This is a genomic window from Bradyrhizobium sp. CCBAU 53421, from assembly GCF_015291625.1.
Lineage (GTDB): Bacteria > Pseudomonadota > Alphaproteobacteria > Rhizobiales > Xanthobacteraceae > Bradyrhizobium.
Window position 1 is genome coordinate 1,121,568 of sequence record NZ_CP030047.1, and the last position, 24,496, is coordinate 1,146,063.

Annotated in this window: 23 protein-coding genes; 11 read left to right on the plus strand and 12 right to left on the minus strand. The window is 64.8% G+C overall.

Annotated elements, in window-relative coordinates:
* Positions 1–247 precede the first annotated feature (247 nt).
* From XH92_RS05170 to XH92_RS05200, 7 genes are all read left to right on the plus strand, one after another.
* A complete protein-coding gene (locus tag XH92_RS05170; protein ID WP_194458269.1) occupies positions 248–1,237 on the plus strand; it encodes a sulfate ABC transporter substrate-binding protein in 990 nt (329 codons plus the stop codon).
* A gap of 124 nt (positions 1,238–1,361) precedes the next feature.
* Positions 1,362–2,147, plus strand: a complete 786-nt coding sequence (cysT, locus tag XH92_RS05175; protein ID WP_246788525.1) for a sulfate ABC transporter permease subunit CysT — start codon at positions 1,362–1,364, stop codon at positions 2,145–2,147.
* Positions 2,148–2,158: 11 nt separating this feature from the next.
* Positions 2,159–3,121, plus strand: a complete 963-nt coding sequence (cysW, locus tag XH92_RS05180; RefSeq protein WP_371817947.1) for a sulfate ABC transporter permease subunit CysW — start codon at positions 2,159–2,161, stop codon at positions 3,119–3,121.
* Positions 3,111–4,157 carry a sulfate/molybdate ABC transporter ATP-binding protein gene (locus XH92_RS05185; RefSeq protein ID WP_194458270.1) on the plus strand — a complete coding sequence of 349 codons (1,047 nt, stop codon included), beginning with the start codon at positions 3,111–3,113 and terminating at the stop codon, positions 4,155–4,157. The genes cysW and XH92_RS05185 overlap by 11 nt, the downstream gene beginning before the upstream one ends.
* Before the next feature lie 328 nt (positions 4,158–4,485).
* Positions 4,486–4,983, plus strand: a complete 498-nt coding sequence (locus XH92_RS05190) for a CAP domain-containing protein (protein WP_194458271.1) — start codon at positions 4,486–4,488, stop codon at positions 4,981–4,983.
* 106 nt (positions 4,984–5,089) lie between these two features.
* Complete coding sequence (locus XH92_RS05195; RefSeq protein ID WP_194458272.1) at positions 5,090–6,268, plus strand: DUF3734 domain-containing protein; 1,179 nt, start codon at positions 5,090–5,092, stop codon at positions 6,266–6,268.
* 12 nt (positions 6,269–6,280) lie between these two features.
* Positions 6,281–7,069 (plus strand): 3-hydroxybutyrate dehydrogenase, encoded by a 789-nt coding sequence (locus tag XH92_RS05200; RefSeq protein WP_194458273.1) that lies wholly within the window; start codon positions 6,281–6,283, stop codon positions 7,067–7,069.
* 93 nt (positions 7,070–7,162) lie between these two features.
* Here XH92_RS05200 and XH92_RS05205 read toward each other — a convergent pair whose 3' ends face one another.
* The 4 genes from XH92_RS05205 to XH92_RS05220 all read right to left on the minus strand — a co-directional run bounded on the left by XH92_RS05205 (position 7,163) and on the right by XH92_RS05220 (position 10,700).
* On the minus strand, positions 7,163–7,447 hold the full coding sequence (locus XH92_RS05205) for a hypothetical protein (protein WP_194458274.1): 285 nt from the start codon (positions 7,445–7,447) through the stop codon (positions 7,163–7,165).
* Between the two features lie 32 nt (positions 7,448–7,479).
* Positions 7,480–8,874 carry an oligosaccharide flippase family protein gene (locus XH92_RS05210; protein WP_194461119.1) on the minus strand — a complete coding sequence of 465 codons (1,395 nt, stop codon included), beginning with the start codon at positions 8,872–8,874 and terminating at the stop codon, positions 7,480–7,482.
* Positions 8,875–9,069: 195 nt separating this feature from the next.
* On the minus strand, positions 9,070–9,456 hold the full coding sequence (locus XH92_RS42895; RefSeq protein ID WP_246788261.1) for a hypothetical protein: 387 nt from the start codon (positions 9,454–9,456) through the stop codon (positions 9,070–9,072).
* A 236-nt stretch (positions 9,457–9,692) separates the two neighbouring features.
* Positions 9,693–10,700: a chemotaxis protein CheB gene (locus tag XH92_RS05220; protein WP_194458275.1), complete on the minus strand. Its 1,008-nt coding sequence runs from the start codon at positions 10,698–10,700 to the stop codon at positions 9,693–9,695.
* A gap of 147 nt (positions 10,701–10,847) precedes the next feature.
* Between XH92_RS05220 and XH92_RS05225 the strand changes: the two genes are divergently transcribed.
* A complete protein-coding gene (locus XH92_RS05225; protein ID WP_194458276.1) occupies positions 10,848–14,372 on the plus strand; it encodes a chemotaxis protein CheB in 3,525 nt (1,174 codons plus the stop codon).
* Positions 14,373–14,395: 23 nt separating this feature from the next.
* Here the strand turns inward: XH92_RS05225 and XH92_RS05230 are convergent, their stop codons facing one another.
* The 3 genes from XH92_RS05230 to XH92_RS05240 form a co-directional block, all read right to left on the minus strand.
* Positions 14,396–14,827: a response regulator gene (locus XH92_RS05230; protein WP_194458277.1), complete on the minus strand. Its 432-nt coding sequence runs from the start codon at positions 14,825–14,827 to the stop codon at positions 14,396–14,398.
* Between the two features lie 85 nt (positions 14,828–14,912).
* Positions 14,913–15,203, minus strand: coding sequence for a hypothetical protein (locus XH92_RS05235; RefSeq protein WP_194458278.1), 291 nt, complete (start codon positions 15,201–15,203; stop codon positions 14,913–14,915).
* A 64-nt stretch (positions 15,204–15,267) separates the two neighbouring features.
* Entirely contained in the window at positions 15,268–16,104 is an 837-nt protein-coding gene (locus XH92_RS05240; RefSeq protein ID WP_194458279.1) for a protein-disulfide reductase DsbD domain-containing protein, read from the minus strand.
* A gap of 136 nt (positions 16,105–16,240) precedes the next feature.
* Between XH92_RS05240 and XH92_RS05245 the strand changes: the two genes are divergently transcribed.
* Positions 16,241–16,900, plus strand: a complete 660-nt coding sequence (locus XH92_RS05245; protein WP_194458280.1) for a YqgE/AlgH family protein — start codon at positions 16,241–16,243, stop codon at positions 16,898–16,900.
* Between the two features lie 248 nt (positions 16,901–17,148).
* On the opposite strand, the gene XH92_RS05250 is transcribed toward XH92_RS05245, so the two are convergent.
* A complete protein-coding gene (locus XH92_RS05250; protein ID WP_194458281.1) occupies positions 17,149–18,036 on the minus strand; it encodes a TauD/TfdA family dioxygenase in 888 nt (295 codons plus the stop codon).
* Between the two features lie 230 nt (positions 18,037–18,266).
* Positions 18,267–19,046, minus strand: coding sequence for an SDR family NAD(P)-dependent oxidoreductase (locus XH92_RS05255; RefSeq protein ID WP_194458282.1), 780 nt, complete (start codon positions 19,044–19,046; stop codon positions 18,267–18,269).
* Between the two features lie 180 nt (positions 19,047–19,226).
* Between XH92_RS05255 and XH92_RS05260 the strand changes: the two genes are divergently transcribed.
* Both XH92_RS05260 and XH92_RS05265 read left to right on the plus strand, forming a co-directional pair.
* Positions 19,227–19,961, plus strand: a complete 735-nt coding sequence (locus tag XH92_RS05260) for an SDR family NAD(P)-dependent oxidoreductase (protein WP_194458283.1) — start codon at positions 19,227–19,229, stop codon at positions 19,959–19,961.
* A 59-nt stretch (positions 19,962–20,020) separates the two neighbouring features.
* The gene (locus XH92_RS05265) at positions 20,021–20,395 is read left to right on the plus strand and encodes a CsbD family protein (protein WP_194458284.1); all 375 of its coding nucleotides are present in this window, start codon (positions 20,021–20,023) and stop codon (positions 20,393–20,395) included.
* Between the two features lie 120 nt (positions 20,396–20,515).
* Here XH92_RS05265 and XH92_RS05270 read toward each other — a convergent pair whose 3' ends face one another.
* The 3 genes from XH92_RS05270 to XH92_RS05280 form a co-directional block, all read right to left on the minus strand.
* Positions 20,516–22,255: an SGNH family hydrolase gene (locus XH92_RS05270; protein WP_194458285.1), complete on the minus strand. Its 1,740-nt coding sequence runs from the start codon at positions 22,253–22,255 to the stop codon at positions 20,516–20,518.
* A gap of 265 nt (positions 22,256–22,520) precedes the next feature.
* Positions 22,521–23,900, minus strand: a complete 1,380-nt coding sequence (locus XH92_RS05275; RefSeq protein WP_194458286.1) for a lytic murein transglycosylase — start codon at positions 23,898–23,900, stop codon at positions 22,521–22,523.
* 133 nt (positions 23,901–24,033) lie between these two features.
* On the minus strand, positions 24,034–24,453 hold the full coding sequence (locus tag XH92_RS05280) for a MerR family transcriptional regulator (RefSeq protein WP_194458287.1): 420 nt from the start codon (positions 24,451–24,453) through the stop codon (positions 24,034–24,036).
* Between the last annotated feature and the right edge of the window lie 43 nt (positions 24,454–24,496).

Here is a 24,496-nt window from a genome sequence, read left to right on the forward strand (position 1 = left end):
AGCGGTTTTCCCTGCGACAAACGCGAAGCGTTTGCGCGGAGATCATGCTCAGATAGCGCGCCTAATCGCGATGACGTCTCATCGCGATTTGGCGACGTGACAAAGTCTTCGCAGCGCGGCGGCTTCGTAGCACAAGCGCGCTGCGCCGCTGAAAACAAAGAAAACCGGTTTCGTTGACTTCAGGCCACTTCACCGTGAGTTATGTCTTGCGTGTTCCCTGACATTCTCAGGTTGAATGGAGACAGAAATGATCCGTCGTATGCTGCCGCTGGTCGCGGGATTGTTGTGGGCGAGCTCGGCCTTCGCGGCCGACTATTCGCTGCTCAACGTCTCCTACGATCCGACGCGCGAGCTCTATGTCGATTTCAACAAGGCGTTCGCGAGCGCCTATCAGAAGGAGACCGGCAAGAGCGTCGAGATCAAGCAGTCGCATGGCGGTTCGGGCTCGCAGGCCCGCTCGGTGATCGACGGATTGCAGGCCGACATCGTCACGCTGGCGCTGGCCTATGACATCGATGCGATCGCGGGCAAGGGCCTGCTGCCAGCCGATTGGCAGAAGCGGCTGCCGCTCAACGCCTCGCCCTACACCTCGACTATCGTGTTCCTGGTGCGCAAGGGCAATCCCAAGGGCATCAAGGATTGGGACGATCTGATCAAGCCCGGCGTTGCCGTGATCACGCCGAACCCGAAGACCTCGGGCGGTGCGCGCTGGAACTATCTTGCCGCCTGGGGCTACGCGCAGAAGAAGTTCGGATCGGTCGACAAGGCCAAGAAGTTCGTCGCCGACCTCTACCAGAATGTGCCGGTGCTCGACACCGGGGCGCGCGGCTCGACCGTGACCTTCGTCGAGCGCGGCGTCGGCGACGTGCTGCTGGCGTGGGAGAACGAGGCCTTTCTGGCGCTGCGCGAATTCGGCGCGGACAAGTTCGAGATCGTGGCGCCGCCGCAGTCGATCCTCGCCGAGCCGCCGGTCGCCGTCGTCGATACGGTCGCCGACAAGAAGGGCACCCGCGCCGTCGCGGAAGCCTATCTGAAGTACTGGTACACCAAGGAGGGCCAGGAGATCGCCGCGCGCAACTCCTACCGGCCGCGCGATCCCGAGATCGCCAAGGAGTACGAAAAATCCTTCGCCAAGGTCGAACTTTTCACCATCGACGACGTTTTCGGTGGTTGGACCAAGGCGCAGAAGGAGCACTTCGCCGAGGGCGGCATCTTCGATCAGATCTACAAGAACTGATCACGCGCATGATCCGGAAAAGCGTGACGCGGTTTTCCGTAGAGATCATGCGCAAAGCGCTTCAGGGGGACTGGTGAGTACAGCGGTTGCAAGGCGCAGTACCCTGCCGGGGTTCGGTCTCACCATGGGACTGACCCTGACATGGCTCTCCGTGATCATCCTGATTCCGCTGGCCGCTCTGTTCCTCAAGACGTTCGAGCTTAGCCTCGATCAGTTCTGGACCATCGTCACCAGCCGCCGCACCCTGAACGCGCTGAAGATTTCGTTCGGGCTTTCGTTCGCCGCCGCCTGCGTCAACCTGGTGATGGGCACCATCATCGTCTGGGCGCTGGTGCGCTATCGCTTTCCGGGCCGGCGGCTGTTCGATGCCATCGTCGATATTCCGTTTGCCTTGCCGACGGCGGTCGCCGGCGTCGCGCTGACGCAGCTGTTCGCCCAGAAGGGCTGGCTCGGCGCGCCGCTCGCCGAGCTCGGCATCAAGGTCGCGTTCACGCCGATCGGCATCTTCATCGCGATGATCTTCATTGGCATTCCCTTCGTGGTGCGTACGGTACAGCCGGTGTTGATCGATCTCGATCCCGAGATCGAGGAGGCGGCGGCGAGCCTGGGCGCCAGTCGCTGGCACACCGTGTTTCGCGTCATCCTGCCGAGTTTGATCCCGGCGCTGCTCACCGGCTTTGCGCTCGCCTTTGCGCGCGCCATCGGTGAGTACGGGTCGGTGATCTTCATCGCCGGCAATCTGCCCAACATCTCCGAGATCGCGCCGCTGTTGATCGTGATCCGGCTGTCGGAATTCCGCTATGCCGACGCCACGGCGATCGCGGTCGTGATGCTGGTGGCCTCGTTCCTGATCATCTTCCTGATCAACCGCCTGCAGCGCTGGGCGCAAGCCCGCATTCCCGTGCATTGAGGTCTTGAGAGATGTCGATGCAGACGGGATTGGCAACCTCGACGACGCAGCTGCGGACCTACGCGCCCGCGACCGATGTCAGCGTGGCGGCGCCGGCGCCGCGGCTCGAGATCGCGCGTGCCGAGCCGGTCGCTGCGCGGCGCAACCCACGCACCGAGCCGGGCCCGATTCGCTTGATCATCATCGCGCTCGCGATCACCTTCCTCAGCGTCTTCGTCGTGCTGCCGCTGATGGTCGTGTTCGCGTCGGCGTTCTCGAAAGGCGTCGTCGCCTATTTCGCGGCGCTGGCGGAGCCCGAGGCGCTTGCCGCGATCAAGCTGACGCTCTTGATCGCCGCGATCTCGGTCACGCTCAACCTGGTGTTCGGCGTGGTCGCGGCCTGGGCGATCTCCAAATTCGAATTCACCGGCAAGACCTTCCTGATCACGCTGATCGACTTGCCTTTTTCTGTTTCGCCCGTGATCTCGGGCCTGGTGTTCGTGCTGCTGTTCGGTGCCCAGGGCTATTTCGGAGCGTGGTTGCAGGCGCACAACGTCCATATCCTGTTCGCGGTGCCCGGCATTGCGCTGGCGACGATCTTCGTCACCTTTCCCTTCGTGGCGCGCGCGCTGATCCCGCTGATGCAGGAGCAGGGCACCCAGGAAGAGGAGGCGGCGATCTCGCTCGGCGCCTCCGGCCTGCAGACCTTCTTCCGCGTCACGCTGCCCAACATCAAATGGGGCCTGCTCTACGGCGTCCTGCTCAGCAACGCGCGCGCGATGGGCGAGTTCGGCGCGGTGTCCGTCGTCTCCGGCCACATCCGCGGCGAGACCAACACGATGCCGCTGCTGGTCGAGATTCTCTACAACGAATACCAGTTCGTGGCGTCGTTCGCGATCGCGTCGCTGCTCGCGATGCTGGCGCTGATCACGCTGGTGGCGAAGACCGTTCTCGAGCGGCGGCTCGACGAGGCAGAGGTGCCCGATGGCGATTGAAGTCAGGAATATCGTAAAGACGTTCGGCAGCTTTGCCGCGCTCGACAACGTCGATCTCAAGGTCGCCGACGGCGAGCTGCTGGCGTTGCTCGGTCCGTCCGGCTCCGGCAAGACGACGCTGCTGCGGATCATCGCAGGGCTGGATTGGCCCGACTCCGGCGAGGTCGCGATCGACGGCGAGAATGCGCTCTCGCGCGGCGCCAGCGAGCGCCAGGTCGGCTTCGTGTTCCAGCACTACGCGCTGTTCCGCCACATGACGGTGTTCGAGAACGTCGCGTTCGGCCTGCGCGTGCAGCCGCGGGCGATCCGCAAGGACGAGGCGACGATCCGCGCCCGCGTCAAGAACCTGCTCGATCTGGTGCAGCTCGATTGGCTGGCCAACCGTTATCCAAGCCAATTGTCCGGCGGCCAGCGGCAGCGCATCGCCCTGGCGCGCGCGCTCGCGATCGAGCCGCGGATCCTGCTGCTCGACGAGCCGTTCGGGGCGCTCGATGCCAAGGTGCGCAAGGAGCTGCGGCAATGGCTGCGCTCGCTGCACAACGAGATCCACGTCACCTCGATCTTCGTCACCCACGATCAGGAGGAGGCGCTCGAGGTCGCCAACCGCGTCGTGGTGATGGACAAGGGCAAGATCGAGCAGATCGGCTCGCCCGGCGAGGTCTATGACAATCCGGCGACCGCCTTCGTGCACGGCTTCATCGGTGAATCCATCGTGCTGCCGGTCGATGTCGCCGGCGATGCGGTGCGGCTGGACGGCCGTCCGTTGAACATTCCGGCGCTGGGAGCGGCATCCGGCGCGGCCAAGCTGTTCGTCCGCCGCCACGACATGGCGGTCGGCCCGGCCGGAACCGGGGCGCTGGAAGGCGCGATCCGGCATGTCCGCTCGTTCGGTCCGATCCAGCGCGCCGAGGTGGCCCTGTCGGGCAGCGAGGGCAAGACCGTGATCGAGATCGACGCCCCCCGCGACCGCGAGCTGCAGGCCGGCGAAATCGTCTCGCTGCAACCCCGCCGCTACCGGATCTTTGCCGCCCAGTAGCCCCTAACCGCCGGCTGAACACCTCCCCTTGAAAAGGGGAGGTCGCTTTGCTCGCCAGAGCAAAGCGGGTGGGGATCTGCTCTTTCCACTCGCAGCGTCGCCTGCGGCCGACCCCATCCCGACCTTCCCCTTTCAGGGGGAAGGGGAAGCTCTGCATCCAAGCCATTCCGGGGCGCGAAGCGAACCCGGAATCTCGAGATTCCGGGTTCGATGCTACCGCATCGCCCCGGAATGACGGCGTTTTGCGTGGCCAAAAGTTAGCCCCTGTTCACCATTCAGCCACGGTTGGTATGCAACAACGGCGGGCCAACCTTGGGGGTTTTTACCTGTGAAACGGACGACGGTCGCCCTGTTCGGGCTTCTGGTGCTTGGCGGCTGCGCCGCGGACACCAAAATCCCGGAAGAACCGGCCATGTATCTCAACATGGCGCAGCCCGGTGCCGTGCTGGACAGCCAGGCGGCCGCGATCATGTTTTCGCAATACCGCCAGAACAATGGTCTCGGCACCGTCGTGGTCGACCCCGATTTGACCAGGCTCGCCGAGCAGCAGTCGCAGGCGATGGCCGCCCGCAACAAGATGGACCATGACGTGAAGGCCCCGCTCGGCAAGCGGCTGGAGGCCGGCGGCTATCCCGCGACGGTGGCGGTCGAGAACATCTCGGCCGGCTATCACACGCTGGCGGAGGCATTTTCGGGCTGGCGCGATTCACCGCCGCACAAGGCCAACATGCTCAAGAGCGGTGTCACAAAAATGGGCATCGCGGCCGTCTATGCTCCAAATACCAAATACAAGGTGTTCTGGACGCTCATTTTGGCGGCAACCTGATCTCGATAAATTCCGCGTGATCTTCCCTCCATATCTCGTTGATTGACGCGGCTGCGAACAGCCGCCACGGTGCGCCCTCACGTCATTTCGAACCGAACGGTTACGAATGGATACTTCGGATTCCGCGCCGACGCCGGCGCAAGCGCAGCGCGTACTGGTTCTTCAGGGCGGCGGTGCGCTCGGCTCCTATCAGGCCGGTGCCTTCCAGGCGCTTTGTCACGCGGGCTTCGAGCCGGAATGGATCGCCGGCATCTCGATCGGCGCCATCAATGCCGCGATCATCGCCGGCAACGAGCCGGACAGGCGCGTGCCGCGGCTGAAGGAATTCTGGGAGATGGTCTCGGCGCCGGTGCCGTGGAATCCGATCTCCAAGCATGAGCGCGCCCGCTCGCTGTTCAACGAGACCAGCGCCGCCATCATCGCAACCTTCGGCGTGCCCGGCTTCTTCACGCCGCGGATTCCGCCGGCGCCGCTGTGGCCGCCCGGCAGCTCGCAGTCGCTGAGCTATTACGACACCGCGCCGCTGAAGAAGACGCTGGAGCGCCTGGTTGATTTCGATCGCATCAACGATCTGAAGACGCGGCTGTCGGTCGGCGCGGTCGGCGTCACCTCGGGCAATTTCCGCTATTTCGACAATTACGAGTTCAAGAAGCTCGGCAAGAAGATCGGCCCCGAGCACATCATGGCCTCGGGCGCCTTGCCGCCGGGCTTTCCCGCCGTCGTGATCGAGGGCGAGTATTACTGGGACGGCGGCATCGCCTCCAACACGCCGCTCGACTTCGTGCTCGACGAGGAGACCAGCCGCGATCTCCTGATCTTCCAGGTCGACCTGTTCAGCGCGCGCGGGCCGTTGCCGGAGACGCTGCTGGAGGCCGCCGAGCGCGAAAAGGACATCCGCTATTCCAGCCGGACGCGGATGAACACCGACAAGAACCGGCAGATCCACAACGCCCGCATGGCGGTGCGCGACCTGATCGGCAAGCTGCCCGATTACCTGAAGAACGATCCGTCGGTCGAATTGTTGCGCAAGGCGTCCAAAGAGAACACCGTCACGGTGGTTCACCTGATCTACAAGAGCAAGAACTACGAGTCCTCGTCGAAGGACTACGACTTCTCCCATGTCGGAATGGTCGAGCACTGGGGCGCGGGCGTCCGCGACGTGCATTTGTCGATGCGTCACAAAGAGTGGCTAGAACGGCCGCAGTCCGGGGAAACCATGGTGACTTACGACCTCACGGGGGACGAACCCATGCCCCCTGAATCGAAGCCCCCTGCAAGCAAATAGGAGCGAACAACAATGGGTACGTTGACAGGCAAGACCGCCGTGGTGACCGGCTCGACCAGCGGCATCGGATTGGCTTATGCGCGCGCCTTCGCCGGCGCCGGCGCCAATATCGTGCTCAACGGCATGGGCGTGCCGGCCGACATCGAGAAAGAGCGCTCTGGCATCGAGACCGACTTCAAGGTCAAGGCGGTGCACTCGCCGGCCGACATGACCAAGCCGGCCGAGATCGCCGACATGATCGCGCTCGGCGAAAAGACCTTCGGCTCGGTCGACATCCTCGTCAACAATGCCGGCATCCAGTTCGTGTCGCCGATCGAGGAATTCCCGCCGGAGAAGTGGGAAGCCATCATCTCGATCAACCTGTCGTCGGCGTTCTATGGCATCCGCGCCGCGGTACCCGGCATGAAGAAGCGCGGCTGGGGCCGCATTATCAACACGGCTTCCGCGCACTCGCTGGTCGCTTCGCCGTTCAAGTCGGCCTATGTCTCGGCCAAGCACGGCATCGCCGGCCTCACCAAGACCGCGGCGCTCGAGCTTGCGCAGTTCAAGATCACCTGCAACTGCATCAGCCCGGGCTATGTCTGGACGCCGCTGGTCGAGCACCAGATTCCGGAGACCATGAAGGCGCGCAACATGACCAAGGAGCAGGTCATCAAGGACGTGCTGCTCGCCGCCCAGCCGACCAAGGAGTTCGTCACCTCCGAGCAGGTCGCAGCCCTCGCGCTGTTCCTGTGCGGCGACGATGCCGCGCAGATCACCGGCGCCAATCTCTCGATCGACGGCGGCTGGACCGCGGAGTAATCGTTTCGACGAGACTCGTCGGCAAGAACAAGCCGGCCCTGATTGGATCAGGGCCGGCTTTTGTTTTCTATCTGATGATCGGCGGGCCTGCCGTCAGGCGTCCGACCCGCTCTCTTTCGCAGGCTTTTGCTTCTCGGCCACCAGCCGCTCCATGCTCTCAATGATGTTGACCTCGTGCGCGCCGGGGCCCGCATCGGGTGCGACTTCGATCGATGTGATCGCCGCTTCGGAGATCTGCAACTCTGCGTACGAGGCGACGTGCTGGTGGTCGCGCAACGCGCTTTCGATCGCGTTGGCGAGCGATACGAATTCGTCCTGCGCCGCCTTCGGCCAGGATTGCACGCGATCAAACAGGTCTTTCAGCTCGGTGGCGCTCATGGCGGCAATTATATACCGTGGCCGGCCGAATGCTATGCCGCCGGCCGCCGCTTTCCGAACGCCAGCACGTGCAGGCCGAGGCGCGAGCGCACCACGTAGAACAGGAGGATGGTCTCGAAGGTCAGCGACAGCGAGGTCGAGGCGGCGGCGCCCATGCCGCCGTAGCGCGGGACCAGCGCGATGCAGAGCCCGACATTCATGAAGAACGACACCGCATAGGCGGTTGCGCAGATGCTCTGGTGGCCGAGCATGTTCAACAGCCGCTCCACCGGCCCGATCGCCGAGCGCACCACGAGCCCGATCGCGGCGACGAACATGATGCTGTAGCCGTCGACGAATTTCGGGCCGAACAGCCAGAGCAGTGGCTTGCCGAACGCGAGCAGGGCGATGGTTGCGAGCAGCGAGGGCCAGAACGTCCAGCTGATCGCGTGTGCGACGTAGGCCGACAGCCGCTCCTTGTCGCCGAGCGCGTTGTATTCGGCAAAGCGGTGCGCCGTCGTCGCCGACATCGCGTAATGGACGAACGACACCAGCGCCAGCGTCTTCACCACCGCGAAGTAGATGCCGACCTCCTCGGAGGAGCGGAATTGTTGCAGCATCAGCACGTCGGTGTAGCCGAGCAACAGATAGAAGCTCTCGACCAGCATGATCGGCAGCGAGATCGCGAACCAGCCCTTGACGTCGTAGGTCTTCTCGCCCACCCCGACATGGGCTTTGAGGCGGCGGTTCAGCACGATCATCTGGCCGATCGCCGCGATGTACACCGCCGCGGCGCTCGCGATCATCGCAGCCGTCGCGCCGAGGTTGAGGCCGAGCGCCAGCGCGCCGGCGGTCAGCGCGATGATCAGTCCCTGCCGCACGATGAACTGCGGCATCAGGCCGAGCTGCATCCAGTCATGTGCACGCGAGATACCGTCCTGGGTGTTGGCGACCACGAAGGGCGGCAATGTCAGGCAGCCGATATAGAGCGGCACCACCGCGTTGGTATCGATCCAGGGCGAGGCGAGGTGGATCACGCCGGCGAGCAGCAGTGCCACCGTGCTGGAGGCGGCAAGCACCACCCAGCGGCCGCCGGACAGGAAGCCGCGCAGCGCCGCGAGGTCGCCGCGCGCGCGATATTCCGGGATGATCTTCTGCGAGGACGGTGCGATGCCGAAATCCATCGTGCTGCCGAGCAGCAGCACCCAGGTCCAGACGTAGACATAGATGCCGTAGTCCGAGCCGCTCATCCAGCGCGCCAGCAGGATCTGCGCGAGATAGGCGATCGCGGCGCTGATGACGCGGATGACGAAGATGGTGCCGGCGAGGCGCTTGGTGACCGACGCCTCCTTGGTGCCGCCGAGCAGGCGCGCGACAAGGCCGCGCAGGCGTGCGGCCGGGCCCGACGGTGCCGAGGGTGCGGCAGAGGTGGCGGATCGTGTCTCCATCACAGCCAAGCGGAAAATTCCTAAAGCGCCGCAAGGCGGCAATGGCCCCCGATCTATCAACGAAACGTTAAGATTGGGTTGGATAGTCCCGGTCGTCCGGCCTTCGCTGCGGCGACAGCGCACCAGGTTGTGGCCCATAAGTTCGCGTAACGGTGAGCCGCCCGGAAGATCAGGCCCTTCGGCTGCCTTGTTGCATCAGGACTTGCCTGGCCGGGGCGATCCGGGTGCGGACATCCATCGATCGATGTTTACCGCGGTTTCGTTCTGCCGGGCCTTCGCCAGCAGGCGGTCGCGCGCGGCACCTGCCGGAAGGCGGGCGGCCTTCTCGCGCGCTGCCTGCGCACCTTGCAAAAGACGATCCTCGAACGAGACCGTATGCTTGACGCGCCGGCGGCGGCGCCGGATCGCCGGCCTGCTTTCGGGCGCCGCCGGCTGCTCCTCTGTGGCGAGCTGCTGCTCTACAATGGGCAGCATGTCCGGTGGAACGACATCTCTCGTGTTCCGGTCAGACGCCGCCAAAAAGCGTTCGAGGCTTTCGACAAACTGATAGCTCAGCGCGAGATGGTGCCAGCTCTGTGCCAACAGTTCGTTGTCGCTGCGGGTCGCTGGATCAGCCGTCTGTCGTGCGCGTTGCTCGGCACTTGCCGCACGCTCGACGCAATTCGCGATATGTCCGCTAAGCTTAAGGAGCATGGTCGGTCTCCCGATCCCTGCGAGTCAACTATCCGAGAATGGGTTCGACGACAGCGAAACGCCCGCGGACAGGAGAGGTTCCATCCGCTCGAAAATCGAACCCAGGAGCCGTGGCCCTGGCTATCCTACGCCGCGGTAAACCGCGCCGCGATCTCGTCGGTGCGCCGGATGGAGTCGCGGATCACCTTGGCTTCCGCTTCGAACTCGCGCGCCCTGGCGGCCCAGGACTCGGCGACCCTGGTTTGGCCGCCACTGCTCGCCTGCACCTCGAGTTTCCTGGCGAGGGCGACCCGCTCGTCGAGGGCGCGCAAGGCGCTGCCGAAAGCCCGCCTTACATTGTCGTCGAGCGCGAGGCTCATGACCTCGGCCGAGTAGGCGTGGCCCTCGTGGCAGCGGTAGCGTACCAGCTCGCCTTCATCGATTTCCCACATGACGCCGTGGCAGTCAGGGCAGGCGAGTACCGATCGTCGGCCGATCCGATCCATTTCATGCATGCTGCCACGTCCACCGCTTGCCACGTTGACTTCATATTCCAGGTTGTCCGGAACCGGCACCGCTTGCCCTGCCGGCTGCCGCGCCAGCATTTCGAACAGTGCCGGCATGCCCTTGAGGCCCACGACATGATCGGGATTCGCGCGGGCAAGGGCTGTGGTCGGCATCTCCGGAAAAGCGGCGTCGGCCGGGTCCTGCACCACGGTAATGCCGCCGCACTGCTTCAGCGCCGATAGGCCCGCGGCGCCGTCGCCCAGCGTTCCGGTAAGGACGGCGCCGACGGTCCGCGGCCCACAGCACAGTGCTGCGGACCGGAACAGCGGATCGAGCGACGGCCGGGCGTTGTTCTCGCGCGGCCCCGATCCGAGCCGCAAATGCCCGCTCTCGACGATGAGGTGACGCTCGGCCGGCGCGATATAGAGGCGGCTCTTTTCCAGCTTTTCGCCATCGACGGCAAAGCTGGCCGGCAACGGACCCGCCTGGGTCAGGATCGCATCAAGCTCCGACCGGAATTGGCTCGACAGGTGGATGGTCACGACAACGGACGCGGGAAAATCGCGCGAGAATTCGCCGGCGAGAAAGCGCAATGCCTCGAACCCCCCGGCGGAAGTCCCTATGGCCAGGACATCGCGATTGTTCATTCGCATGCTCCGAGCCCCATGGGGGAACCCGCACAGAGATCATTCGTTCCGAAATCAGTTCGGACGAATACCTCCTTGCCTAAACTTCTGATAAGTGGATCAAATGCAGTTGCGTCCGATGGACGATCAAGGAATTGAGCCGCGCGGATGAGTGAAGCGAGCGACGAGGAGCGGAACGAGGAAGCGGAGCCTAATCGTCCCAAGACCATTGTCGTCGGCATCGGGGCCTCCGCCGGCGGGGTCCGTGCATTGCAGCATCTGTTTGCTGCGCTGCCTGAAAAACCCGGCGCGGCCTTCGTCGTGGTGGTGCACCTCGATCCGGATACGCGTAGCGAGATGTCCAACATCCTGGCCGCGCGCACCCATATGCCGGTGCTCCAGGTGGGAAAGCCGGTGGCGCTGCAACCGGATCATGTCTACGTCATCCCACCTGATCGCCGCCTGCACATCACCGACGACGAGATCGCCACCGCGGAATTCGATGAGCCACGAGGAAAGCGGGCGCCGATCGACCTGTTCTTCCGCTCGCTGGCGGAGCAGCACGGCGACGGTTGCGCCGTGATCCTGACCGGCGCCGGCTCTGACGGTGCGGTCGGCGTGAGAGCCGTCAAGGAGTCCGGGGGTATCATCCTCGTGCAGGATCCGACCGAGGCGGAATTCCCCTCGATGCCGCGTGCCGCCATTGCGACGGGCATTGCGGACTTCATCCTGCCGGTCCGCGAGATTGCCCAGCGCCTGACCGAACTGGTTCGCGAGAAGAACAATGGTGCCCCGGCGGGCCTGCGCGGGTTGAATCCGGACCTGCTGCGGCGAATCCTCGCGCACGTCCGGGTCCGGACCGGGCACGATTTCTCCAAGTACAAGCGGGCGACGATCCTGCGCCGGATCGCGCGCCGCATGCAGGTGACGAGGTCAGACAGTCCGAACGCGTATTACGACGTGCTTCGCGACAGTCCTGACGAGGCGCAGGCGCTGCTCGGCGACCTCCTGATTTCGGTGACCTCGTTCTTCCGGGACAAGGAAGCGTTTCAGACGCTCGAGCTGCAGGTCATTCCGCAGCTGTTCCAAGGCAAATTGTCCGACCGCGCGATCCGCGTCTGGGTGCCCGGCTGCGCCACCGGTGAAGAAGCCTATTCGGTCGCGATGCTGTTGCTGGAGCAGGCCTCCCGGCAGGATATCCGGCCGACGATCCAGGTGTTCGGCTCCGACATCGACGCCAAGGCACTCGCGATGGCGCGAGAAGGCCAGTATCCCGCGGCCATCGAGGCCGATGTCAACGAAGATCGCCTGCGGCGGTTTTTCGTGAAGGAGGGCGATCACTATCGCGTTCGCCAGGAATTGCGCGATCTCGTCCTGTTCGCGAGCCATAGCCTGCTCAAGGACCCACCCTTCTCGCGTCTCGATCTCATCGCCTGCCGCAACCTGCTGATCTATCTGGACCGGGATCTTCAGGAACTGGCGTGCAATACATTTCACTACGCGCTCCATCCCGATGGATTCCTGATGCTGGGCACGTCGGAGAGCGCCGATAATCCGCCAGGACAATTCCGGACCTTCGACCGCAAGGCGCGCATCTACCAATCCTCGGCTGCGCCGGGCGAGCTGCGTCTGTTGCCGCGCCTGCTCGGCAGCGTTGCCATCGTGCACGATCAGGCCGCGCATCCGATGCGACCGCCCAGCACCAGCACGTTGCTGAACGAGGCTGCCGCGCACCGCCAGGCGCTCGAAAGGTTCGCGCCTCCCAGCATTCTGGTCGATCAGTCGCATCGCGTCCTGCACATGTCCGAAAATGCCGGGCGTTTTCTGCAGCCGGCCGGCGGGCCGCTCAGCGGCAATGTCGTCGATCTGGTGCGGCCCGAACTGCGGTTCGAATTGCGGTCGGCCCTGCACAGGGCTTTCGACACCGCGCAACCCTGGCTCACGCTGCCCATCCCGGTCCGCTTCAACGGCTCGCCGCATCGGGTGCTGATGCACGTCAAGCCCGCCGACGACCATGACGGCGGTGGGGAGAACAGGGCGGTCGTGCTGTTCATCGAGGGCGGCGCGGTCGAACAGGTGACCGAAGGCCGCTCGGCGGAGATCGGCTCAGGCAACGAAATCATCAGCCGACTGCGCGAAGAGTTGCAGCAGACCCAGTCGCGGCTGCGGACGACCCGAGAGGAATCCGAGAGCGCCAACGAGGAATTGCGCGCGGCCAACGAGGAATTGCAATCGATTAACGAGGAATACCGCTCCACCTCCGAGGAACTGGAAACCAGCAAGGAGGAGCTGCAGTCGATCAATGAGGAACTGCAAACCGTCAACAGCGAACTCAAGCTGAAGCTTGAGGCGGTCTCGCGTGCGCACAGCGATCTTCAAAACCTGATGGCTGCGACCGATTTCGGCACGCTGTTCCTCGATTCCAGTTTGCGGATCAAGCGATTCACGCAGCAGGTCACCGAACTGTTCAGCATCACGCCGAGCGACGAGGGCCGCCCGATCTCGGATTTCGCCCACCGACTGGAATATGACGGCCTCGTCGGCGATGCCCGCAGGGTGCTTTCCAACCTCACGCCGATCGGGCACGAAATTCGCAGCCGTGACGGCCGCTGGTACGATGTACGGCTACGCCCTTATCGCACGGTCGATGACAAGATCGACGGCGTCGTTCTGACTTTCGTCGACATGACGGACCGGCGGCATACCGAGGAGGCGCTCCGGACCAGCGAACGCAAGCTTCGCCAGGAGACACAGCTGGTCGAACTCGCGCACGATCCGATCTTTATCTGGGATTTCAGCGGCACTATTCTGGAGTGGAATCGCGGCAGCGAACAGCTCTACGGTTTCAGCCGCGACGAAGCGGTCGGAAAGAAGAAAGAGAAGCTGATCGGTACGATCGTGCCGGGCAGCTCATTCGCCGAACTGCGGGTCAAGCTGCACGAAGAAGGCAGCTGGAGCGGTGAAATCAAGCACAGGACCAAGGACGGCCGGGAGTTGACGGTCGAGAGCCGCATTATCCTGGAGACGGTCGGTGGTCAGCAGCTTGCGCTGGAGAGCACGCGAGACGTGACCGAACGCAAGGCATGGGAGACGCAGCAGAGGCTGTTGCTCCGCGAACTGACCCATCGCGTCAAGAACACGCTGACGGTGGTGCAATCGATCGCGCATCAAACCCGCCGCTTCAGCAAATCCTATGAGGAGTTCACTGACCGCCTGGACGGCCGCCTCACCGCGCTCGCCGCGGCGCATTCACTGCTGGTGGATTCCGACTGGAGGGGCGCCGATCTCGGGACGCTGGCACGCAGGCAATTCGAGCCTCACGTCGGCGGCAATCCCGACCGGGTCAAGATCACGGGCGAGCCGGTGTTCTTGCCGGCCGATCTGGCGACCCCGTTCGGGCTGGTATTCCACGAGCTTGCCACCAACGCCGCCAAATACGGCCCGTTTTCACGGCGCACTGGTACCGTGGATCTGAGCTGGAAACTGGAAACACGGAATGGGCAACCGTCCCTGACGGTGATCTGGCGCGAGCGCGGCGGGCCGAAGATCACCGAGCCGAAGGCAAAGGGCTTTGGCAGCGAGTTGATCGAACGGGCGATACCGCAGTCGACCGTTCGGCGAGAGTTTGCCTCCGGCGGGGTCATCTGCACGATCGACGTGCAACTTCCGAAGGCTCTAGACCTCAGACCGTAGCGCGCGGCCGGGCCGAAGTTGATCTAGCAGCCCGCCGAGTTCGCTTTGCGCGGCGGACCTCGCGATTCCGGATCGGCAAACAGGCCCCTGATAGAGCTGTGGACACCCCCGGTGGCTTTGTGCAGGGCACGCGCCAATTCGTCGCGCTGAAAAGGTTTTGTCAGGGTCGGCACTGCCCGAAAACGATCGGCCACGCCATCTGCGCCATAGCCGGTTGCGAACACGAAAGGAATGCCACGCCCGCTGAGAATGTCGGCGACGGCGAAGGTGTCCTGGCCGCTCAGGTTGACATCGAGCAGGGCAGCGTCGATGTCGGCGTCCCGCGCCATTGCGAGAGCTTGCTTCGGCCCGACGGCCCAGCCCGCGACGTCCCATCCCAAATCTTCCAGGAAGTCTTCCACCATCATGGCAATCATCGGCTCATCTTCGACGATCAGGATGCGACGCGTAGCCACGGCTAACTCCTCGACGATATGGCAATAAAAACGGGCAACGAGGCGCGCGAAGAAAATCGGTCGCGGGCAACAAGCCGCCGGGATTTCAAATCACCCGGCGTTCCGGCGAGATATCGTGGGAGTAGTGGGAACGGTCCACCAGGCTCCCGACAGCCAACGTCTTCAACACGTCCAGGTTCCGCTCGCCCTTTGCGACGGCCGCCACAATGGAGCAAGCCATCTCGGCTTTTATCGCCGACGTGCGTTTGGCTTCAGGGAGAGTCGCCGTGGCGTCGTCGAGAACGGCCTTCATCTGCTGGATGAGGTCAGCTGAGTAGACAGCCCCTCTAGGATTCACGTTGGGATCCTCCCGAAAGTGAACCCTGCCCAGCCTCATGCTAGATACGAAAGACCCCGTGGGGCAACAAATTTCGCGAGTTCCGCAAGTTGGGGCGCGCGCATCAATTCAGATTGATATTGAATTCGTAGCTTTTGTCGCCGCCGACCAGGGTCAGCTTCAACGCGGCGCCGTCGGCCTTGGCGCCGGGCGGCAGGCCGTCGAGTTCGAACGAGAAGCGCTTCACGCCCGGCGGCGCGTGCGCGACGAGCTTCGGCACCGGCAGTGCCCATTCGGGCGTCGGCCCCTCGACGAACAGGCTGAGATCCTTGTTCTCGGGCGCGGCGACGTCGACCAGCACGTTGTTGCCGTCGCGCTTGACGTCGCGGATCGTGAACGGGGTGGGGTCGCCGATATTGGCGGGCTTCGGCACCGCGTTGAGCGCTTCCGACAGCGCGGCGTCCTCGGTCGAGGCGACGCTGGCGAACGCGAGCTCGGCCTTCGCCTCCACCGGCACGCACAGCTTCTCGCACACCGCGTAGTTGATGTCGGCGCGCAGCACCAGCGGCTTGTCGGGATTCTTGGCGACGATGCGCAGCGGCAGCACCACCTGGTGCTTGTAGCCGAGCGAGGTGCCTCCGGCGCCGTCGTCGAACTGGCGCGGCGCCGGCCACATCACCGTGACCGCATCGACATTGTCCGATTTGGAGAAATCGAACCGCGGCGGCACGCCGGAATCGCCTGGCGTCCGCCAGTAGGTCTTCCAGCCGTCCTGCAGCTGGAAGGCGATGCCGCCGAGCAGCACCGCGCCGCTGCGCGATCCGGCCAGCAGCCGCACCGCCGAATGCGTGTCCTGCTGCCATGGCGAGGCGTCGTCGGCGCGAACCTCCGCTGCCATACATGCGACGGAAAATATGGCGGCAACGGCAAATGCGGCCCGCAAAGGAACTGTGACGATCATGAGACGTCTTTACCTGCAACTTTCGTTGCAAACCATTGAATTGCTTGTGATGCATCGCCGCACGGCGGCCGAAGGTTGATTGACAGAACCGCCACCCAATATCAGGATGCCAAATCAGCAGGAAAGGCCTTTGCGGATGCGCCCTGAAGGCAAAACAGGCAAGACTCGCAAGACCGCCGCCGGCAGAAGCGCCGCCATCGGTCACAACGCGCCCGAGGACGGCTACCTCGACGGCCAGATGCTGATTGCGATGCCCGTGATGAGCGATCCGCGGTTCGAACGCTCGGTGATCTACATGTGCGCCCATTCCTCGGAGGGGGCGATGGGCATCATCGTCAACCGCCCGGCCGGCAGCATCGATTTCCCCGGCCTCCTGGTGCAGCTCGACATCATCCAGAAGTCGGACCAGATCCAGCTGCCGGAAAATGCCGAGATGATGAAAGTGATGAAGGGCGGTCCGGTCGACACCGGTCGCGGCTTCGTGCTGCATTCCAGCGACTTCTACATACAGGATGCGACGCTCAACATCGACGACGGCATCTCGCTCACCGCGACCGTCGATATCCTGAAGGCGATCGCCAAGGGCTCGGGCCCCAAGCACGCGATCCTCGCGCTCGGCTATGCCGGCTGGGGACCTGGCCAGCTCGAGAACGAGATCCAGCACAATGGCTGGCTGCATTGCGATGCCGATCCGGAGCTGATCTTCGGCACCGATGTCGACGAGAAATACGCCAGCGCCCTGCGCAAGATCGGCATCGAGGCCGGCATGCTGTCGAACGACGCCGGGCACGCGTAGCTCTGGCCACACCCACAGTGTCGTCGACAGTGGTTTTGGTTACGACAGAGCCTCCATCTCAATGTCGTCCCTGCGAAAGCAGGGACCCATAACCACCGCATGCAGTTGTGACGCCGCGCTGGGGCCACGGCCTCGCGCCACAACGGCGCCCTGTGGTTATGGGTCCCGGGTCGCGCGGAGCCTGTCATCGGGCGGCGCTTCGCGCCGACCCGTTGGCTTGCCCGGGACGACGGCTGTAATTGCGTCCGCTACTCCGCCGCCTCCTGCGCCACGGTCGGCTGCGTACCCGCCACCGTGGCGCGGCGCATGTCGCGGGGCTGCGACTGGTCGTAGCGGCGGACGCGGTGCACGGTCTGGCGGTTGTCCCACATCACGAGGTCATGCACCGTCCATTTGTGCACATAGACGAATTCGCCCTGCGTGGCGTGCTCGGTGAGATCGCGCAGCAACAGCCGCGCCTCCGGCATGCTCATGCCCTTGATGGCGCCGGCATGCGATGACAGGTACAGCGACTTGCGGCCGTGCACCGGATGGGTGCGCACCAGGCGCTGCAGCACCGGCTTGAACATCTCTTTTTCCTCGTCGGTGTAGTCGAGGAAGCCGAGCGAGCCGCGCGAATACATCAGCGAGTGCTCGCAGATCATGTCGTCAATCTCGGTCTTGGTCTCGTCGTCGAGCGCGTCATAGGCGGCACGCATGTCGGCGAATTCGGTGTTGCCGCCCTTCGGGTTGACTACGCGCGCCGACAGCAGCGAGAATTTTGCCGGGATCGGCCGGAATGAGCTGTCGGAATGCCACAGGCAGTTGCCGAGATTGAACAGATGGGTGCGGTGATCCTTCGGCAGCGGCTTGCCGTCCTTGCCGAGATTGCCGACATCGTTGAGCCCGGAGGAGAGGCGGTAGTCTTCCTTCTTGGTCACCGTGCCGCCACGCGCGTTCTCGCGCTCGCCGAAGTTCAGCGCGAACGCCATCTGCTGCTCGTCCGTGATGTCCTGGCCATGGAAGACGAGCACGGCGTATTTGTCCATGCCGGCCTCGATGTCGATCGCTTCCTGCTTCGTCAGCGGCTTGCGCAGATCGACGCCGGATACCTCGCCGACGAAATGCTTGTGAAGCTGCCGGATCAGGACCGTCATTGGTGTATCTCCCCGAATCTTGCGGGCGGTTGTCCCGCTTCGTTTGACGGGAAGGCTACTCCCGAGATGCGGCCTGTCAACGCACGGAACGACATGCAGGGTTGCGCAGCCGCGTGTCCCGGACGCGGTGCAGCGTCTCTTGACGCTGCGCCGCAGAGCCGGGACCCATGCTGCGTGGCCCCCGGATCGGCAGCGCATCGCTCTGTGCTGCGCCGCATCCGGGGAACGCATCAAGCGTTTCTGGCCATCAACCCGCCGTCGACCGGAATCACGGCGCCGGTCAGGAATGATGCGGCGGGCAGGCACAGGCTCAGCGTCATATGCGCGACCTCTTCCGGATCGCCGTAACGCGCGAGCGCGGTGCGGCGCTTGGCGTAAATCGTCTTGTGCTCCTCGGAGATGCGGTCGGTGATGGCGGTGCGGATCGGGCCCGGGCAGATGCAGTTCACGGTGATGCCTTCGCGCCCCAGTTCCACAGCGAGCGAGCGGGTCAGGCTGGTGACGCCGCCCTTTGCCGCGGAGTAGGGGCTGTGCAGGCCTGTTGCACCCAGAGCTTCCGTGGAGGCGATGTTGACGATGCGCGGCGATCGCGACTTGCGCAGGTATGGCAGCGCGGCGCGGATGATGCGCGGATGCGCCGTCAGCATCACAGCGATGCCCTTGGCCCAGGCGTCCTCGTAAGCAGGATCGTCGATCGCCACCCGCACCGAGATGCCGGCATTGTTGACGACGATGTCGAGACCGCCGAAATGCGCGGCGACATCATTGACGACCCGGGTGATGGCGTCGCGATCGCTGACGTCCAGCGTCCAGGCCTTTGCCGAGCCGCCGCTTGCGGAAATCTCCTTCGCCACCGCCTGCGTGCCATCTTCGGTCAAATCGGTGACCGCGACGTTGGCGCCTTCGTCGGCGAACACGCGCGCGGTGGCGCGGCCCATGCCGCTGGCTGCTCCCGTGACGAGAACGGTGAGGCCCTTCACCGAACGGCTGAGCTGCTTGTATTCGGACACGACGGACCTCCCAATTGTTTTTTGCGTTGTGAGACACGGCGACGCTGGCACCGATCGGCAGGGACGTCAAACCAGCGATCCCGTATCGCCGCACGCGCAGCGCGTTAACGCAAGTTTCTCCGTTGGCTTTTCGAAAAGGATCATGCTCAATCAAAGAAAACAGCACGGGAGAGGAACGCGATGAACGAGCTCGATTTCGGCGGCAAGCAGGTACTGGTGGTCGGCGGCTCCAGCGGCATCGGCAACGGCATCGCGCAGGCCTTCCGCGCCAAGGGCGCACGCGTTGCCGTGTACGGCACCCGCGCGCAGGCGAGCGACTATTCCGCCGAGGAAGGCTCGCATCTCGAGGGCCTTGACTATGCGCAGCTCGATGTCTCCGATCCGCAGGCGATCGAGAACCTCGCGCCGTCATTCGATCGGCTCGACGTGCTGGTGCTGGCGCAGGGCGCGGTGATTTACCGCCGCGGGGAATTCCAGATGGAAGGTTTCCGCAAGGTGCTCGAAGTCAATCTGATGAGCCTGATGGCCTGCGCCACCAAATTCCACGCGATGCTGAGCGCGAGCAAAGGCTCGCTGATCATCGTGAGCTCGACCGCGGCCTATCATTCCACGATGGGCAACCCGGCCTACAACGCCTCGAAGACCGGCGCGGTCGGGCTGACGCGTACGCTCGGCGAGGCCTGGGCGGAGAATGGCATCCGCGTCAACGGCATCGCGCCGGGCCTCGTCGACACCAAGATGACCAAGGCGACGACCGCGAATCCGAAGCGGCTCGAAGGCGCGCTGGAGCGCATTCCGCTGAAGCGCCTCGGCACGCCAGCGGACATGGCCGGCGCCGCGCTGTTCCTGGCCTCGCCGCTTGCGTCCTACGTCGTCGGCCAGACCATCATCGTTGATGGTGGGCTGATTCTCTAGCTCCAGGAACTTGCGCTCGGTTCCCCGGTTGGCTCACTGACAGTTCAGGGAGCGTCACGATGGACAAGGATCGGATTTTCGGAACGGCAAAGGAATTTGCAGGCAAGGCCGAGGGCGCCGTCGGCGACGCGACCGGCGATGCGCAGACGCAGGCCTCGGGTCGCGCACGCGAAGCGGGCGCAGTGCAGGATCTCTACGGCCAGGCCAAGGATGCGGCGCGCGATGCCGCCGACACCGCGGTCAACTACGCCAAGGATGCTTACGAACATCGCGGCGAGACGGTTCGCAGCGGTCAGAAGGCGATGGCGCAGACGGTACAGGACAATCCGCTCGGTTCGCTGTTGATCGCCGGCGGCATCGGCTTTGCGCTCGCGCTGCTGATGACGCGCCAGCCGCGCCGCCCGCCGCCGTCGCGCTGGCGGTACTACGGCTAGTCGATCGTCTCACGTCCTGTCATTCGGCGGCGCTTCGCGCCGACCGGGTGGCTCGCAATGATGTGGATGGATCCTGCGCGCTTCGTCGTTCAGTCGTTCTGAACAGTCTGGCGGAAATCTCTATTGCCAGGGATTGCCCGGTCCTGCGGCGCGCTGTCCGACGCTGCGAGGCGGACGCGGCGGCGGAGCGACCAGCGGGCGCTGCTGCGGCGCGCCGAAGCCGAAGAAGTCACGCAGCCAGGGCTGGGTCTGCGGCTGCTGCTGCGGTTGGGCCTGGGCCGGACGGAACACGCGCCGTGGCGGCTTCGGCGCGGTGATGATCGAGCCGTCAGGCGCGATCGCCGTGGTCGAAGGCGGCGGATTGGCAGGGCCGCCCGTTGCCGGTGCGGCGGGCGTGGCCGCGGCAACCGGCACGTCGCCCTTGGCCTGCTCACGCCCGATCTCGCGGCGCGGCCAGGCGAAATCATCGGCGCGTCCGGCCGGCGGCGCCAGGGCCTCTCCCTTCACCAGCGTGCGTGCGGCGAGCGCGTCGACCGCGGCGGGCCGCGAGCCGGGGCCGCCGAGCAATTGATCGGTACCGACCGTTGAGGCGACCAGCGGCAGCACGGGGCCGGCCAGCGGCCGCGGCGCGGGCTTGCCGGGCTCGGTGCTGGTCTCCGGCGTTGCCGGTTCGCTCGGCAGCGCGATCGGGCCGGAGCGCACCGCCAGCAGCCGCGTCACCTCGCGCTCGACATAGTGCGCGAGCTTGCGCGCGCCGGCCTTGGTGAAGAACACGCCGTCATCGGAGCGCAGCTTGCGCGGCTGGCCTTCGAAGTCCGGGCCCTTCTGCATGAAGCGGCCGGCCTCGTCGACAAAGCCGTCCCAGACGTCAACATAGGTGATGCCGGCCTTGCCGGCGCCGTCGCGATAGAGCGCGTCGAGGAACAGCATGTCCGACGTGCCCTTCTGGCCGCGGATCGCGGGCAGGCCGACCCACAGCACCGGCACGCCCTTGCTCTTCAGCACGTTGATCAGTTCCTCGATCTTCTTGCCGTAGAGCTCGACCCAGCGGTCGTCGCGGAATTCGTAGAGGCCGTTGGGCGAGCGCGCGGTCTTTTCCGGCGCCGCCTGCGAGTCGGTGTCGGCGTCGTCGGCCGGCGGCTCGGCGTCGGCCGGCTTGTTGTCGGCCTTGGTATCGGTCTTGCCGTCAGCCTTGCCATCAGTCTTGGCGGCGGCATCGGGCTTGTCGCCCGGCTTTGCATCCGGCTTGCCGCGCGCGTCCTTCTTCTCGTCCTTCTTGTCGACCTTCTTCTCCACGACCGGTTCGCGGATCGCTGTTCGATCGTTGAGGCCGAGCATCACGACGATGGCGTCGGGGTTCTCGGTGGCGAGAATGCCCTTGGCGGCCGCAGCCCAGTCCGCCGGGTCGCCCTTGGGCTGATAGCGGATCAGGCCGGAGACCGTCTTGTGCTTGCGGATCACGCCCATGTCGGGCTGGTCGGAATAGGCATCTTCCAGACCATAGGCGAGCCAGTCGGCCATCGCGTCGCCGATCACGAGCACGTTGCGCTCGGCGGCAGCTTCGCGCTTGGCCGGCGGCGGCGCCCGCGAGAAATCCTCGCGCGGCCGCTGCGGCTGTGATTGCGGCTGCTGTTGCTGGAACGGCGCGAAAAAATCGCCGCCGAACCAGCCGCCGCCACCGCCGTGCTGCGGCGGCGCACGGCGCTGCGGTTGCGGCGGTCCGCCACCGAAGCCGGGGAAGCCGAAGAACTGCGCCGAGGCGGGCTGGGCGATGCCGATCAACAGCGCAAGCGCCACCGCCAGCGCGACCAGCGGACCGGCTTCGGTGAATATGCGCAGGAAGGACTTTGGCTCTCGCATCGCGTTCGGTCGCAAATGATCTGGAAGTACGTGAGCATACTAGCGGAATCGGGCCGCAAGCGGGCAGCTTTTCCACCATAAATCGGGTGCCTCCGGCCGTCGTCAAGGCAAGCGGCAAATATCGGATTTCACGGTTAGTTTTGGGGGGGGGGCGGGCACCGCGAACCGGGTAGCCCGGATGGAGCGGAGCGCAATCCGGGACCAGACCAACCGCACGGTGAGAACCCCGGATTTCGCTGCGCTCCATCCGGGCTACGGGGCAGCCCTACCGCCCGCGCAGCCGCTCGAGCACCTCTGATGTGGCAAAACCGTCGGCCGGTGCACCGATCGAGACCTGGAAGCCGCGCAGCGCCTCGCGGGTCTGGCCGCCGAACTGGCCGTCCGGCGTGCCCTTGTAGAAGCCGCGCTGGGCGAGCAGCTGCTGCAGTTCCAGCCGCTCGGCGCGCGACAGCACCCGCTCCTGGCGCGGCCAGGGCTGCACGAAGGGTTGGCCGCCGCGCAGGCGGTCGGCGAAATGGCCGATGGCGAGCGCATAGGCCTCGGCCGGGTTGTACTTCATGATCACCCGGAAATTTTGCAGCATCAGGAAGCCCGGTCCTTCGGCACCGGCGGGCGCCAGCAGATAGGCCTTGTCGGACGGCCGCGGGAACGGCTGGTTGTTGGGTCGCTTGACGCCGAGTTGCTCCCATTGCGACAGCGGCATCACCTTGGCGCGGTCGGCCAGCATGTAATTGAGGCCCTGCGGCAGCACCACCTCGTAGCCCCAGCTCGCGCCGGTCTGCCAGCCGTCCTTCTTCAGATTGTTGGCGGTGGACGCGATCAGGTCGCTCGGATCGTCGACGACGTCGCGGCGGCCGTCGCCATCGCCGTCGACGGCGTAGCGCTTGAACGCCGTCGGCATGAACTGGGTCGGGCCGAACGCGCCGGCCCAGGAGCCGCGCATCTGCTCGGGCCTGAGGTCGCCGCGGTTGAGAATCTCCAGCGCCGATAGGAATTCGTCCTTGAAATAGGCCTGGCGGCGGCCGATGCAGGCGAGCGTCGCGGTCGACTGCACCACGCTGCGATCGCCCATCTGCGTCGAGTAGTTCGACTCGATGCCCCAGATCGCCGCGATGATATAGCGGTCGACGCCATAGGCCTTCTCGGTCGCGTCGAACTGCGGCTTGTATTTCGCAAGGATCTCGCGGCCCTTGGCGAGCCTGGTGTCGCTGACGAGGATGTCGAGATAGTCCCAGATCGCCTTGGTGAACTCCGGCTGCGAATCCAGCAGATCCATGATGCGCAGGTCGGGCTGCAGGCCCGCAGTGAAGCGCTCGAAATTCTGCTGCGTGATGTTGCGTCGCGCGGCGTCCGGCCACATCGCGCCGACGCAGTTCGGGAAGTCGGACGCGGCCTGACGGATCGCGGCGGCGGTCATCAGCGGGTGGCCGGAGGCGCCGTCTTCGCCGCTCCAGGGCGGCGCCGCGCCGTCCTGTCCGGTCGCGGCCTGCGGCGGCGTCGCGGCGTTCGGGGAGAAGATGCTGTCGATCAAATTGGTCAGGCCGTTGCCGGCCGACTGCGCTTGCGTGCTGCCCGGCAGCAGCAGGGCCAGCGCGATCAGGCTCGCGCTGAAGAGCCTGGTCCTTGGTATTCCCATCGCGCGCATGTGTCGTGTGCCTGTCAAAATCGTGCCGCCTCAGAAGGCCCCGTCACGGTTTCCAATAGCTTAACAAAGGGCAGCATTTGGGGCGTGGCGAAATCACGCGACGGTTTTGGCCGGGACAAATTGTCCGGCGTCGTCAACCCGCTTTTGCCTGATCCCGGAGGTCGGCCAGAACAGCCTCGGCGTTCTCGAAACAGTCGCCGCCCGGTGGCGTGGCCTCGATCCGGGCGATCACGGCCTCAAGGCCGGCCTGGGTTTCGGACAACCGGCGCTGCAGGGCTGCGACCTCGACCACCTTGGTCTTGAGTGCGGCCACCAGCGTGTCCTTGCTCCAATCTCCCTTGCCGTGCGGCGGCAGCAGGTTCCGGATCTCGTCGAGCGTAAATCCGGCCTGCTGGGCCATCACGATGATCTCGAGGACCTGCCTGGTGCCGCGCGAATACTGCCGATAGCCGTTCAAGCCGCGATCGATCGACCCGATCAGGCCCTCCCGCTCATAGAAGCGGATGCGCGACGGCGACAAACCGGACTCCCGAGCCAGTTCCCCGATCTTCACGGCGGCGTTCCGTTAGCTGCTTGACCTTAAAGTTTACTTTAAG

Bases quoted from the DNA above. Each gene is read 5' to 3' on its own strand.
- cysT (WP_246788525.1), top strand. From the start codon at position 1,362: ATGGGACTGACCCTGACATGGCTCTCCGTGATCATCCTGATTCCGCTG.
- XH92_RS05200 (WP_194458273.1), top strand. From the start codon at position 6,281: ATGGGTACGTTGACAGGCAAGACCGCCGTGGTGACCGGCTCGACCAGC.
- XH92_RS05260 (WP_194458283.1), top strand. From the start codon at position 19,227: ATGAACGAGCTCGATTTCGGCGGCAAGCAGGTACTGGTGGTCGGCGGC.
- XH92_RS05210 (WP_194461119.1), bottom strand. From the start codon at position 8,874: ATGGAGACACGATCCGCCACCTCTGCCGCACCCTCGGCACCGTCGGGC.
- XH92_RS05240 (WP_194458279.1), bottom strand. From the start codon at position 16,104: ATGATCGTCACAGTTCCTTTGCGGGCCGCATTTGCCGTTGCCGCCATA.
- XH92_RS05245 (WP_194458280.1), top strand. From the start codon at position 16,241: ATGCGCCCTGAAGGCAAAACAGGCAAGACTCGCAAGACCGCCGCCGGC.
- XH92_RS05220 (WP_194458275.1), bottom strand. From the start codon at position 10,700: ATGAACAATCGCGATGTCCTGGCCATAGGGACTTCCGCCGGGGGGTTC.
- XH92_RS05225 (WP_194458276.1), top strand. From the start codon at position 10,848: ATGAGTGAAGCGAGCGACGAGGAGCGGAACGAGGAAGCGGAGCCTAAT.
- XH92_RS05205 (WP_194458274.1), bottom strand. From the start codon at position 7,447: ATGAGCGCCACCGAGCTGAAAGACCTGTTTGATCGCGTGCAATCCTGG.
- XH92_RS05170 (WP_194458269.1), top strand. From the start codon at position 248: ATGATCCGTCGTATGCTGCCGCTGGTCGCGGGATTGTTGTGGGCGAGC.
- XH92_RS05270 (WP_194458285.1), bottom strand. From the start codon at position 22,255: ATGCGAGAGCCAAAGTCCTTCCTGCGCATATTCACCGAAGCCGGTCCG.
- XH92_RS05275 (WP_194458286.1), bottom strand. From the start codon at position 23,900: ATGCGCGCGATGGGAATACCAAGGACCAGGCTCTTCAGCGCGAGCCTG.
- XH92_RS05265 (WP_194458284.1), top strand. From the start codon at position 20,021: ATGGACAAGGATCGGATTTTCGGAACGGCAAAGGAATTTGCAGGCAAG.
- XH92_RS05195 (WP_194458272.1), top strand. From the start codon at position 5,090: ATGGATACTTCGGATTCCGCGCCGACGCCGGCGCAAGCGCAGCGCGTA.
- XH92_RS05185 (WP_194458270.1), top strand. From the start codon at position 3,111: ATGGCGATTGAAGTCAGGAATATCGTAAAGACGTTCGGCAGCTTTGCC.
- XH92_RS05250 (WP_194458281.1), bottom strand. From the start codon at position 18,036: ATGACGGTCCTGATCCGGCAGCTTCACAAGCATTTCGTCGGCGAGGTA.
- cysW (WP_371817947.1), top strand. From the start codon at position 2,159: ATGTCGATGCAGACGGGATTGGCAACCTCGACGACGCAGCTGCGGACC.
- XH92_RS05235 (WP_194458278.1), bottom strand. From the start codon at position 15,203: ATGAGGCTGGGCAGGGTTCACTTTCGGGAGGATCCCAACGTGAATCCT.